The sequence below is a fragment of the Actinomadura viridis genome (genome assembly GCF_015751755.1).
GTDB lineage: Bacteria > Actinomycetota > Actinomycetes > Streptosporangiales > Streptosporangiaceae > Spirillospora > Spirillospora viridis.
In genome coordinates this window covers 1,693,928-1,706,355 of sequence record NZ_JADOUA010000001.1, presented here as the reverse complement: position 1 = coordinate 1,706,355, position 12,428 = coordinate 1,693,928, and the positions used below count along the sequence as shown (strand labels likewise).

The window sequence follows — 12,428 nt, the reverse complement described above, 5'->3', positions numbered from 1 at the left end:
TGGGGCTGTTCGGACGGGTGCACGTTTGAATCGTGCTCATAGGGCATATCGATCGCCGACCACGGGTCGTGAACACGCACCACGGCGGTGCGGGGACACGCCCCCAGAACATACGGATGGTGATCGACCAATGCTCACGACGATCCTCTGGTTCATCGTCGTCGGGGCCGTCGTCGGGGCTCTGGCCCGGCTGATCGTTCCGGGGCGCAACCCGATCGGGATCCTGCTCACGATCCTCGTCGGGGTCGTCGGGGCGATCCTCGGCGGTGTGGTGGCCGACGCCCTCGGTGCGGGCACCCTCGTCGCGATCGTCTTCTCGGTGGTGATCGCCGCCCTCGGCGTGGCGGCGCTCACCTCGCTGAACAGCCGCGGACGCGGTGGCCGTGGCTGGGGCGCGCGGCGCCACACCCACTGACCCCCGCCCCCTGATCCTTCGTGCGGGCGGCCCCCGGGCCGCCCGCACGAGCATGTCCGGGCCCGGCGCCTCAGGACGTGGCGGAGGGCGTGGGGGTCGGTGTGGCCGATCTCACCTCGGTCACCACGCCCGGCGCCATCAGGTCCGCGATCTTGTCCACCGGGACCACCGTGTCGGTCGTCTGGCACACCTGCCCGTTCATGGTCATGTCCAGCTCCTCCACGGCGATGTCGAACCGCACCTCGCCCGCGCTCAGCGTCACCTGGATCGGCGATCCGGGCCGGTGCAGGTCCGTGAGCCCGAACCGGAACGGCTTGTAGGGCTCCATCACGTAGGGCGAGCGCCGCAGGCACTCGCGCTTGTCGAAGGGCTTCAGGCGGGCGGCCAGCCGGGCGAGACCGGCCGGGGTCAGCGTGGCCGCCGCGAACAGATCGCGCGCGCCCAGGGTCCGGCCGTCGGTCAGGTCGACGACGACCGTGGCCACGCTCCCGACGTTCTTCACCCAGTTGCCCATGGAACCGGGCCGGGGGGCGACACCGAAGGTGTAGGCGACCGAGATCAGCCGGTTCGTCTTGAGGGTCACCCCAGCGGTGGCCTGGACGTCCTTCACGTCCGGGTTCCCGCCGTACTCCTTGCGGTACACCGACAGCCGCTGGTCGGACACGGCGCGCAGCGTGGCGTTGATCCGCCGTTCCACGGCTCTGTCGTGGTGCCCGCTCACGGTCACGTACTGCTGTACCGCGGCCGCCGCGCCGCCGGCCGCGGCCTGGTTCGCCGTCACCACCCGCGCGCTGACCGAGACCAGTGCGGGCGTCGCGGGCGAATCGTCGCCGCCGGTCGCGGCGTAGGTGCCGACCCCGCCCGCGGCGAGGGCGGTGACGGCCGCGGTCGCCACGATCTTGGTGCCGGTGGCCGCGAGGATCCCGCCCCCGGCCGCGCCCGCCGCCGTGCCCCCGGCGGCCGTACCACCCACGGCCGTACCACCGGCCACGGCCGTTCCCCCGGCGGCTCCCGCACCCGCACCGGCCGCCCCCGCACCGGCCGCGCCCGCTCCCGCTCCGGCCGCCGTGCCCGCCGCCGCCGTACCCGCCGCCGCCGTGCCGGCCACACCCGCGGCGGACGGAGCCAGACCGGCGGCGACCAGCGGGAAGAGCGCCGCGAGCGCCACCGCGGCCCCGGCCATGGCGCGCACGCCGCGCTGCTCCCAGCCCGGCCCGTACGCCGCCGTCGCCGCCGCCTCCAGCTCGGCGACGAACGCCGACGCCGCCGGGGGCCGCTCCCCCGCCTGCTTGGCCATGCCGCGCCGGACGAGGTCGCGCAGCGGCCCCGGTACGGCCTCCAGGGGCGGGGCGGCGTTCAGGTGCCCCTCCCGCAGGAGGTGCAGGCCCTTGCCCTCGTACGGGCGGCGCCCGGTGACGCATTCGAAGAACACGCAGGTCGCCGCGTACACGTCGGTGGCCGGGGAGGCCGCGTCGCCGCGCCACTGCTCCGGCGCCATGTACGCGGGCGTCCCCGAGCGCGACCCGTCCCCCGCCAGCGCCGCGATCCCGAAGTCGATCAGCTTGCTCAGCCCGTCGGACCGCACCACCACGTTCGCCGGCTTGTAGTCCCGGTGCACCACGCCCACCTCGTGCGCCGCCGCCAGGCCCAGCAGGGACCCCTTCAGCACGGTGAGCGCGGCCTCCGGTCCCAGCGCGCCGTGGCGGGACAGCAGTTCCTTGAGCGAGACCCCGTCCACCGCCTCCATCACCAGCGCGGCGCCTCGCTCACCGACGACGAACCGGTAGAGCCGCACCACGTGCGGATCGGTGACCCGGCCCAGCATGAGGGCCTCTTCACGGAGCCGCTCGATGGCCGTCGCGTCGCCGTCCCGCCGGATCAGGTACTTGATCGCGACCGGGGTGCCCGCGGTGGTGTGGCGGGCCAGCACCACCCTGCCCTGCGCGCCCGCGCCCAGCTCCCGGACCTCGGTGAACCCGTCGATCCGCCAGTTGTCGTCCATGTTCCTCCGGCATCGGCGAAAGCCCGGCGGCGCGGCCGTTCCGGGCGCGTTCCAAACTCGTGATCATCGCGCACCGCGGCGGGCGGGACGAACCCGCTCCCCTCGCGTGCCCCCCGTGAGATTCACCGGGCCCGCGTCAGGTTGCTGGCCGACAGTGGCCGATTTGGCCGGGCTCGGGAGGTTCCTGCGCGGCCCCCCGTACGGACCACCGCACCCCACCGGGCACGGCCGTCACAGCGGTCGTGCCGGGCCCCGTCACCGCACAGCGGTCCCGCATATACACCATTTCGGTCATGACAGGGAATAGCGGGAGCAGGGCGCGGCGTTCCACTTGACGATCGGCCATTGGTGAACGCATCGGAGGGTCGGTACACTGCGTCGCGGAGTGTGACCGCACGCAGCCACAGCGAGTGACTGCGCTCAACCCCTGATCGCGGTCGCCGAAGGAATCTTGATCGACGGCTGGTCCCTCCCGCGCGAGCGCGCGGCCACACACGGCGAACCGGCGGCCCGTCCCAGGGGGACGGCCCCGGAGGGAGCCGGTGTGTTCGATCGCCCCGGCCCACCGCGACAGCGCGGTGCCGGGGCCCGGAGCAACGCCGCCCCGGGAGCGAGGACCCCGCACTTTGGAGGCTGGAAGCCCTGACTACCTTTCGTGAACTCGGGGTCGTCCCCGAGATAACCGATGCGCTCGCTGCAGAGGGCATCGTCGACGCGTTCCCCATCCAAGAGCTCGCCCTGCCGATCGCGCTGGGCGGGCACGACATCATCGGGCAGGCCCGTACCGGCACCGGCAAGACCCTGGCCTTCGGCGTGGCGCTGCTCCAGCGCATCACGCACGGCCGCCGCAAGCCGCAGGCGCTGGTGGTGGCCCCGACCCGTGAACTTGCCCTGCAGGTGACCGACGACCTCCTGGTCGCCGGCGGCAAACTGGGCAGCCGCGTGCTCCCGGTGTACGGAGGCCGTGCCTACGAGCCGCAGATCGAGGCGCTGCGCGAGGGGGTCGACGTGGTCGTCGGCACCCCCGGCCGGCTGCTCGACCTGGTCAAGCAGAAGCACCTCGACCTCTCGGAGGTCGGCGTACTGGTGCTGGACGAGGCCGACCGGATGCTCGACCTGGGCTTCCTGCCCGACATCGAGCGGATCATCGACCGGATCCCCAGCGAGCGGCAGACCATGCTCTTCTCGGCCACCATGCCGGGCGAGATCGTGTCGCTGTCCCGCCGGTACCTGACCCGGCCCACCAACGTGCGGGCCGAGGCGCACACCGAGTCCGAGGCCACCCCGCAGGTCGTCCAGCACGTCTGGCAGGCCCACCAGATGGACAAGCCGGAGATGGTGGCGCGGCTGCTGCAGGCCGAGGGCCGCGGGCTCACCATGGTGTTCTGCCAGACCAAGCGGGCCTGTGACCGGGTCGCCTCCGACCTGGCCCAGCGCGGCTTCGCCGCCGCGGCCGTGCACGGCGACCTCGGGCAGGGCCAGCGCGAGCGGGCGCTGCGCGCGTTCCGCAACGGCAAGATCGACGTGCTGGTGGCCACCGACGTGGCGGCCCGCGGGCTGGACGTCGACGACGTCACCCACGTGGTCAACTACGAGTGCCCCGACAGCGCCGACACCTACGTGCACCGGATCGGCCGCACCGGCCGGGCGGGCAAGGAGGGCGTGTCGGTCACCCTGGTCGACTGGTCCGACCTCACCCGGTGGAAGCTGATCAACGGAACCCTCGGGCTGCCGTTCGCGACGCCGGAGGAGACCTACTCCACCTCCGAGCACTTCTACGGGGCGCTGGGCATCCCTGCGGGCACGACCGGCAAGCTCCCCAAGGAGCAGCGCGGCGAGCGCGCCGGCCTGGACGCGGAGGAGCTGGAGGACATCGGCGAGACCGGCCGGATCCGTTCCCCGCACCGGTCGCGCGGCGACCGCGACCGGGACCGTGACCACGAGCGCGACCACGAGCGCGACCACGACCGCGAGCGTCCGAGGCGGCGCAACCGCAGCCGGACCCGCACCCGCGGCGGCAAGCCGGTCGATGCGGCCACCGGTGACGGCGGGACCGAGCCCACCGCGGCGCCCGTCGCGGCGCCCGATGCCGGCGCCGACGAGGACCGTTCCGCGGGCACCGTGACGGCCGGGCGCAAGCGCACCCGTGGCCGCCGCCGCACCCGCGGGGGCCAGCCGGTCACCGAGGGCGGCGCCGTACCGGCCGCCCAGTCCGCGGAGCCCTCGCCGGGCGCCTGACCCGCGGGCCGCGTCCCACCCCACTGCGGGATCACGTTCCGGCCACCGTGATCTCGCAGTGCCGTGCGCGCGCACGCCGGCCGCCGGCTCAGCCGTGCGCACGGAGCCGCAGCGCGGTGGAGGGACGATCGGTGATCAGCACCGCGACCCGGGGATCGCCGAGGAAGCGCCGCATCAGCGGCTCGGCGTTGACCGTCCAGACCATCGCGGGAAAGCCGGCACGCGCGCACTGGCGCAGCACGCCCACGCGCGCGAGCCGGTGGTTGAGCGCCACCATGTCGGCGCCGCTCTCGCGGACGGCGCGCAGCGGCACGAAGTCACGCACCGCGGTGCCGCGCTCCCAGAGCCCGCGCCCCACCGACAGCGCGACGGTCACGCCGGGGAAGTCACGCTTGATCAGGGCCACCGAGGCGGGCTCTCGGGTCGTCACCACGAACCCGTCGCCGCCGAAGGACTCCAGCGCCAGCTCGACCGTCTCGTGCTCGCAGCCGTGCTCCTTGAGATCCAGATGCGCCCGCGCCCGCTCCTTGATGATCTCCAGCGCCTCGGCCACCAGCGGCACCGGCCGCGAGGCCAGCGCGCGCACCCGCGAGTACGGGCAGCGGTTCAGCGGCACGCCCGCCACGGTCCGGTCGTGGTGGACGACCAGCGCTCCGTCGGCGGTACGGCGGACGTCGATCTCGACGTACTCGGCCCCCGAGGCGACCGCGTCGTGCAGGCCGGTCAGGCCCGCGGAGTCCCGGCGATGGGCCGAGATCGCCGTCACCGTGGGCCCCCCGCGCCGCGCTGTTCCACGTTCCCGGACGCTACCAGCGCCGCACCTCGGCCGGTGTCCGCACGCTCATATTTAGTAGGCTGGCCTCCTGTGAGTACGCCCCGGTTCGTGACCCTGCCCCCCGGCGTGCGCCGGACGACGGTCGAGACCTCGCGCGGCGTCTTCGCCGCGCTGGAGGCGTTTCCGGGGTCGGGCGTGCCCGAACGCGCCCCCGCCCTGCTGGTCCCGGGTTACACGGGCAGCAAGGAGGACTTCATCGCCGTGCTGCAGCCCCTCGCCCGCGCCGGGCGCCGGGTCGTGGCCGTCGACATGCGCGGGCAGTTCGAGACCGCGGGTTCCACCGACCCGGCGGTCTTCACCCGGGCGGCGCTCGGCGATGACGTCGCCGCGCTGGCGGAGGCCCTCGGGCCGGAGCCGGTGCACCTGGTGGGGCACTCCTTCGGCGGGCTGGTCACCCGGGAGGCGGTGCTGTCCGGCCGGCTGCTGCCCGCCTCGTACACGATCATGAGTTCCGGCCCGGCCGGCGTCACCGGCAGGGCGGCGGCCAGGGCGCAGGCGCTGCGGGACGCCGTGCCGCAGCTGGGCCTGGGACAGATCTGGGACCTCAGCCTGGGGCCCGACGCGCTGGGCCGCGGGCTGCCCGAGGAGATCGTCGACTTCCTGAAGGCCCGCACGCTGAGCAACTGCGAGACCGGGCTGGTGGCGATGGCGCACGAGCTGCTGACCTGCCCCGACCGGGTGGACGAGCTCGTCAAGGTCGCCGAGGACACCGGGCTGCGCACGCTGGTGCTGTACGGCGAGGACGACGACTGCTGGGAGCCGCGCGAGCAGGCGCTCATGGCCGAGCGGCTCGACGCCGCCAAGGTGGTCATTCCCGGCGCCGCGCACTCCCCGGCCGTGGAGGCGCCCGAGACCACGGCCAGCGCCCTCACCGACTTCTGGAATCACTGCGAGCGCGGCATCCGCTGACGCCCGGCATCCGCTGACGCCCGGCGTCCACGGCCGTTCTCCTTCGGGTTGCGCTCCTCCGAGCCGCTCTCCCCTGGGCCGCCCTCCCCTGCCCGCCGTGACTGCCACCCGTCCCGGGTGCCCGTTCACCGGGGGGCGGGGGTGCGGGCAGAGCGATGTAATGACACACTTACGGCAGTTTGTCTCACGAGTGCGAGGGGACCGCCATGCCCGCGACCGTCCAGCCCCCCGAGAGCGTCACCTGGCGCGTCCACATCGACCGGACCATGTGGGTCGGTGGTGTGCGCGGCCTGATGCTGCAGGCGCTGCACCCCGTCGCCATGTGGGGCGTCTGGCAGAACTCCAACTTCCAGGAGGACCCTTTCGGGCGCCTGCAGCGGACGTCCGACTTCGTGGGCCTGTCGACGTTCGGCAGCCCGGACGAGGCCGAAGCGGCGGCGGCGCGGGTCCGCGCGATCCACCGCAGCCTGCGCATCCTCAACCACGACACCGGCAGGACCGAGCGCCTGGACCAGCCGGAGCTGCTGCTGTGGGTGCACTGCGCCGAGGTCTACTCCTACCTGGAGGTGGCCCGGCGGGCGGGGCTGCCGCTGACCGGCGCGATGGCCGACCGCTACCTGGAGGAGCAGCGGCGCAGCGCCACGTACGTGGGCCTGCACGCCGAGGACGTCCCCGGCAGCGTGGCCGAGATGGAGGCGTACATGGCCGAGATGCGGCCCCGGCTGCGGGTGACCGAGGAGGCCGCCGCCACCGTCCGGTTCCTGCTGTGGCCCACCCTGCCGGAGAACCTGAGGTTCCTGGCCCCCGGCAAGCCGGGCTACTTCCCGTTCGGCGCGCTGTGCTACTACTCGCTGCCGGGCTGGGCCAGGGAGATGTACGGGACCCTGCCCGAGGTGCCGCAGGCCGCCGTGACCGCCGCGCTCCGCTCGTTCCGGCTGGCGATGAACTCGGTCCCGGAACGGCTGCACGACCACGCGTTCGCCAAGCCGACCAGGGAGATGCTGGACCGGGCCCGCGGCAGGCTCGCCGCCGAGGGCTACGATCTCGGCCACGGACTGTACGGGCTGCGCGATCCCCGGCGCTGGCCCCGCCGGAGCCCGCTCGTCCCGGCCTGACCGCCCGCGCCGCCGCCGGCCGCTGGTCACTCCGCCAGGGGACGCGGGTCACTCCGAGGGCAGGGCCGCCCAGGGTTCCTTGCGCGGGGCCGCCTGGAGCCCCTCCGGGCAGTGCCGGGCGAAGTCGCACCACGAGCACCGGTTCCCGGGACGCGGCGGGAACATCGCGTCGTAGGGCGCGTGGTCGACCGCGGCGCCGTCCCCCGGGCGGGGCCGGGGCACGGCCGGAGGGCCGAGGCGTTCCCGGTACGCCTCGTCGGCCTCCGCGGCCTCGGCCGCGATCTGCTCGGCCCGCCGCAGATGCCGCCGGAGGGACTCGTCGGTGTGCTCCCAGACCGCCACCTCGCCGCTGGGCAGGTGGTGCAGCTCCACGCGGCGGCACGGCCGGCGCAGGACCCGGGCGGCGGCCGTCGCGTACAGGGCCAGCTGGAGTGAGCCCCGCGCGTCGTCGGGGGTGAGGACGTGCCGTCCGGTCTTGTAGTCGACGATCACCAGCTCCGGGCCGCGCGCGTCGAGCCTGTCGACGCGCCCCGACACCGCGATCCGGTCGGTGCGGGTGGAGACCGTGCGCTCGACGCCGAGCGGCTCGTCGGCGGGGTCGAGCCGGGCGACGTACCGCTCCACCATCGCGCGGGCGCGGTCGCGCCACTCGGCGGACTGGGCGGCGTCCCGGAACCCGTCGGTCAGCCAGCCGCGGGCCAGGAGCGACCCGGCCGCCTCCACGGTGCGCTCGCGTTCGGGCAGCCGCCACCAGGCCGCCAGGGCGTTGTGCACGCTGGCGCCGACGCTGTTGTGCGCCCACGCCGGGCCCTTGGGCGGCGCCGGCCGGTCGAGATAGGTCATCCGGTAGCGCCGCGGGCAGTCCAGCCAGGCGTTCAGGCGGGACGGCGTGCAGGCGTACAGGCGCTGGGGCATGCCCTCCAGGCCCAGTTGCTCGGCGACCATGGGCTCAGCCGTCCGTCCGCGGGGTCTCGCCACCGTCCACCGGTGCGGGGATCAGTCCTCGGCCTCGCGGGCGAGGGCGCCCCAGCTCTCCCAGCGGGCGTCCTCGTCGCCGACCGTGGTCTCGTCGCCCTGGCCCGGCAGGACCCGCAGGTCCTTGGGCAGCGGGGTCAGCAGCGCGCCGATCGAGTTGAGCTGCTTGCGCAGGTCCTCGTAGACGCCGCCGACGGAACCGGGCCGGTTGCGGTGCAGGGTGTCGCCGGAGAACAGCGCGCTCAGCTGCTCGCTGATCACGCAGACCGAGCCCGGGGTGTGCCCGGGGGTGTGCACGATCTCCAGCTGGGCGCCGGCGATCTCGAAGACGCCGCCGTCCTCCAGCCAGATGTCGGGCTCCAGCGACCGCAGCGCCTTGGCGTCGTCCTCGTCGTCCTCCTCCTTGGCGAGGCGGCCGAAGTAGTCGCGCCACAGCAGCCGGTCCGCGCGGTGCAGCCCGATCGGCGCCCAGTTCTCCTCGTCGTCCTCGCCCGCGGCGGCGACCTCCAGCACCACGCTGAGGCGGTGCTCGTTGCCGTCGGTCAGGATGACGGCCATGACCTCGCGGTCACCGACCTCCTTGAGGATGGCCTCGGCGTCGTGCGACGGGTCGATCACGATGACCTCGTCGTCGTCGCCGACGATGTAGGTGTTGCTCTCGACGTCGTACTCGGTGTCGTCCAGGGTCACCTTCCCCGACGTCACCACCTGTTCGATGCGCGCGTCCACGCATCCGACCCTACCGCGCGGCGCCCACCCCGTGGGGCCGATGCGGCCCCGGGGCCGCGGCCGGTCATACCGAGGCCAGCTTCACCTGCTGTTCCGGGGTGCCTTCGGCCTCGAACGTGGCCGTTCCGACGTACGGGTCGGTCAGCGTGATCTTGATCCGGACGCTCTGCCCGTTCCGCAGGGTGCCGAACGAGCGGCTGAGCGTGAGGCCGGTCGCCTCGGCCCTCCATTCGACGTCGCCGCCCTCGGCGGTGAGCGTCACCTCGATCGATCCCCTGTCCTCGACCTTGACGTCGCCCACCGGGGAGACCATCAGGCGGGGGCCGGCCGGCTTGATCGTGCCGCCGGACGTCGCGGGCGGGTTCTTCCCGCTCGCGGCCTGCCCCGTGCTCGACGAGGAGGTCGACTCGGGCCGGCCGCCGCGATCGTCCTGGTTCGCGGCCCAGAAGATCGCGCCGATCGCGACCAGAACGGCGACGGCGGAGACGACGCCGGGCGCGATCCAGCGGCGCCCGCCACCGCCCCCGCCACCGGAGGACGGCGCCCCGGCGGGGTCGCCGGGCAGGACCGCGGTGGACGGCGGCGGCGCCGCGGCCCCCGCCGGTCGCCCCGCGTCCACCTGGGGCGCGTCCGCCCTGGTGACGGGGGTGTCGGCACGGGTCGCAGCGGCGAGCGTACGGCCCTCGGCCATGATGTCGGCGGTGTCCCCGCCGTGCCCGATCAGCCGCATCAGCAGCTCGGCCGAGGTGGGGCGCGCCGCGGGGTCCCGGTCCAGCGCCGCCGAGACCAGCTCGCGCAGCGGCTCCGGGAGGTCGCCGAGCCGCGGGGACCCGTGCAGGATGCGGCCCATCACCGCGGGGATGGTGTCGGCGCCGAAGGGCGGGCGGGCGGTGGCCGCGTACACGATCGTGGCGCCCCAGGCCCACACGTCGGCCTCGGTGCCGACCCGGCCCGTGCCGAACTGCTCGGGGGCCATGTACGAGGGCGTCCCCACCACGGCGCTGGCCCCGGTGGCGGCCGGGTCCAGGGCCTTGGCCACCCCGAAGTCGATCACCCGCGGGCCGTCCTGCGCGAGCAGCACGTTGCCGGGTTTGAAGTCGCGGTGCACGATCCCGGCCTGGTGGATGGCCGCCAGGGCGGTCGCGGTGCCGATCGCCAGCCGTTCCAGCTGGGCGCCGGGCAGCGGCCCCTGCTCGGCGACCACCTGGGAGAGCGAGGGACCGGCCACGTACTCGCTGACGATGTACGGCCGGTCGCCGTCGATGTCGGCGTCCAGCACCTGGGCGGTGCAGAAGCGCGCCACCCGCCGGGCCACCGCCAGCTCCCGGACGAACCGCGCCCGGGCCGGGTCGTCCCCGCGCAGCGACGCCTGGAGCAGCTTGACCGCCACCCGCTCGCCGGACGCGCCGGAGCCCAGGTAGACCACGCCCTGGCCGCCCTGGCCGAGCCGGCCGTGCAGCTCGTAGGTCCCGATCCGCCGTGGGTCCTCCGGCAGCAATGATGCCACTTCTGACATTCCACCCCTCCCCGCCTTAACCGCAGGAATCGTAGTGAGTCAGCTACGCGTCAGGGGCTCCGACGCGCCAGGAACCGAGGCGAGGAGGGCCGCGTAATCCTCGTCCGAGGTCGTCTCGCAGCCCAGCCGGTCGCCGGTCTGCGCACCGTGGTCATCGCTGGACCCGGTCGTGAACAGGCCCAGCCCCGCCGCCAGGTCGCGCAGCCGCGCCCGGTCGTCCGGCCCCTGCTCGGGGTGGTCGACCTCGATCCCGCCCAGGCCGGCGGCGGCCAGTTCCCCGATCGCCTCGTCGCCGACGGCGTAGCCGCGCCGCGCCCGGGGGTGGGCGAGCACGCAGGTGCCTCCCGCCTCGCGGACCAGCCGGATCGCGCGGACCGGATCGAGCGGGTAGGGCCCGACGTGGGCACGGCCGCCATGCCCGATCCACGTCCCGGTGAACGCCTCGTCCAGGGTGCCCACCACACCGGCCTCGACCATGGCGCGGGCGACGTGCGGACGCCCGACGGCCTCGCCCCCGGCCAGCTCGCGCACCCGTTCCCAGGTGACGCCGGCGCCCAGCGCGCGCAGGCGGTCCACCATGGTCCGCGCCCGGTTCACCCGGTGCTCGCGGATCCGGGCCAGCTCACCGGCCAGCGCGGGCTCGTCCGGATCGAACAGGTAGCCGAGCAGGTGCAGGCTCCGGTCCTCGTGCCGGCAGGACAGCTCCACGCCCGGGACGAGCGTCAGCCCCTCGGGCAACGCCGCACGGGCAGCGTCCCAACCGGCGACGGTGTCGTGGTCGGTGAGCGCGAGCACGTCCAGCCCGGCCGCGCGCGCCCGCCGCACGACCTCGGCGGGCGGCCGGGTCCCGTCGGAGACGTCGCTGTGGCTGTGCAGATCGATCCGCATGCCCCGTTCCTATCAGGAACGCCTGCCGTGAACGGCCATCAGGAACGCCTGCCGGGAGCGCGGGACGCGCGGCGGCCGGTCCGGAGGCCCGGTCAGTGGTCGAGCCGGGGGCTGAACGCGCCGTACGGAAGGTCCGGCGCCATGCCGGGCTCGCGCAGGTCGACCAGCTGCGGGCGTTCCAGCATGAGCACCCCGGCGTCGGCCGGCCACAGGATCACCCACAGCCAGTCGGCCATGGCCTCGCCCGCGTAGACGGCACGGTCGGGTTTGGACGGCACCGCCCACATCGGCACGGAGTGCCCGCTGGTGGCGGTCGGCCCCTGGACGTTCAGCTTGACGTGCGCCGGCCGGCGGTCGAAGCCCTCGCCCGGGTCGGGGCCGTCCAGGCCGGCGTAGAAGGCGCCCAGGCCGATCCCGGGCTCCTCGGCGATCAGCAGCATGTCGGCGGGGCCGCTGAGCAGCCCCGGCCCCGAGAGCGCCACGGCGCAGGCGCGGGCGCCGGTGCGTTCGTCGCCGACCGTGCGGAACCCGGTGACCAGCCAGCCGAGGGGCAGCGGCCAGGGCACCCACACCGGCACCCGGGTCTCCTGGAGGACGGCCGCTAGGCCCTCGTCACCCGGTCTCTTGGGAGGCTGTCCCGGCAGGACGGCGCCGTGCAGATCGCAGCTCCAGTCGCTCGACCAGAGACCGGGTGCGTGCAACCGCCCGCCGCAACGGGGGCATGTGGGCTCGGCCCTCATGGCTACCAACAGTGCGCGTCAGTTACGCGCCACGTCAAGTCACCCCAGCTCAGCCCACAGGAAAAA

At 74.4% G+C, this 12,428-nt stretch carries 11 protein-coding genes; 4 read left to right on the top strand and 7 right to left on the bottom strand.

All coding sequences use genetic code 11. The features are described 5' to 3' along the window. The first annotated feature begins 130 nt into the window (after positions 1 to 130). Positions 131 to 415: a GlsB/YeaQ/YmgE family stress response membrane protein gene (locus IW256_RS07480; RefSeq protein WP_197010256.1), complete on the top strand. Its 285-nt coding sequence runs from the start codon at positions 131 to 133 to the stop codon at positions 413 to 415. Between the two features lie 70 nt (positions 416 to 485). Here the strand turns inward: IW256_RS07480 and IW256_RS07475 are convergent, their stop codons facing one another. Further along, complete coding sequence (locus IW256_RS07475) at positions 486 to 2,417, bottom strand: serine/threonine-protein kinase (protein ID WP_197010255.1); 1,932 nt, start codon at positions 2,415 to 2,417, stop codon at positions 486 to 488. A gap of 678 nt (positions 2,418 to 3,095) precedes the next feature. On the opposite strand from IW256_RS07475, the gene IW256_RS07470 reads away from it, so the two are divergent. After that, on the top strand, positions 3,096 to 4,655 hold the full coding sequence (locus tag IW256_RS07470; protein WP_307829386.1) for a DEAD/DEAH box helicase: 1,560 nt from the start codon (positions 3,096 to 3,098) through the stop codon (positions 4,653 to 4,655). Positions 4,656 to 4,743: 88 nt separating this feature from the next. Here IW256_RS07470 and IW256_RS07465 read toward each other — a convergent pair whose 3' ends face one another. Next, positions 4,744 to 5,421 carry a glycerophosphodiester phosphodiesterase gene (locus IW256_RS07465; RefSeq protein ID WP_197010254.1) on the bottom strand — a complete coding sequence of 226 codons (678 nt, stop codon included), beginning with the start codon at positions 5,419 to 5,421 and terminating at the stop codon, positions 4,744 to 4,746. A 99-nt stretch (positions 5,422 to 5,520) separates the two neighbouring features. On the opposite strand from IW256_RS07465, the gene IW256_RS07460 reads away from it, so the two are divergent. Together IW256_RS07460 and IW256_RS07455 are read left to right on the top strand one after the other, a co-directional pair. Beyond that, positions 5,521 to 6,399 (top strand): alpha/beta fold hydrolase, encoded by an 879-nt coding sequence (locus tag IW256_RS07460; protein ID WP_197010253.1) that lies wholly within the window; start codon positions 5,521 to 5,523, stop codon positions 6,397 to 6,399. A 206-nt stretch (positions 6,400 to 6,605) separates the two neighbouring features. After that, positions 6,606 to 7,514 carry an oxygenase MpaB family protein gene (locus IW256_RS07455; RefSeq protein ID WP_197010252.1) on the top strand — a complete coding sequence of 303 codons (909 nt, stop codon included), beginning with the start codon at positions 6,606 to 6,608 and terminating at the stop codon, positions 7,512 to 7,514. Between the two features lie 48 nt (positions 7,515 to 7,562). On the opposite strand, the gene IW256_RS07450 is transcribed toward IW256_RS07455, so the two are convergent. The 5 genes from IW256_RS07450 to IW256_RS07430 all read right to left on the bottom strand — a co-directional run bounded on the left by IW256_RS07450 (position 7,563) and on the right by IW256_RS07430 (position 12,362). Next, positions 7,563 to 8,459 (bottom strand): RecB family exonuclease, encoded by an 897-nt coding sequence (locus tag IW256_RS07450; RefSeq protein WP_197010251.1) that lies wholly within the window; start codon positions 8,457 to 8,459, stop codon positions 7,563 to 7,565. A 51-nt stretch (positions 8,460 to 8,510) separates the two neighbouring features. Then, the gene (locus tag IW256_RS07445) at positions 8,511 to 9,218 is read right to left on the bottom strand and encodes an MBL fold metallo-hydrolase (protein ID WP_197010250.1); all 708 of its coding nucleotides are present in this window, start codon (positions 9,216 to 9,218) and stop codon (positions 8,511 to 8,513) included. A 64-nt stretch (positions 9,219 to 9,282) separates the two neighbouring features. Further along, positions 9,283 to 10,734 carry a serine/threonine-protein kinase gene (locus tag IW256_RS07440; RefSeq protein ID WP_197010249.1) on the bottom strand — a complete coding sequence of 484 codons (1,452 nt, stop codon included), beginning with the start codon at positions 10,732 to 10,734 and terminating at the stop codon, positions 9,283 to 9,285. 39 nt (positions 10,735 to 10,773) lie between these two features. After that, complete coding sequence (locus IW256_RS07435; RefSeq protein WP_197010248.1) at positions 10,774 to 11,622, bottom strand: PHP domain-containing protein; 849 nt, start codon at positions 11,620 to 11,622, stop codon at positions 10,774 to 10,776. A gap of 92 nt (positions 11,623 to 11,714) precedes the next feature. Beyond that, positions 11,715 to 12,362, bottom strand: coding sequence for a DUF6758 family protein (locus IW256_RS07430; RefSeq protein WP_197010247.1), 648 nt, complete (start codon positions 12,360 to 12,362; stop codon positions 11,715 to 11,717). Between the last annotated feature and the right edge of the window lie 66 nt (positions 12,363 to 12,428).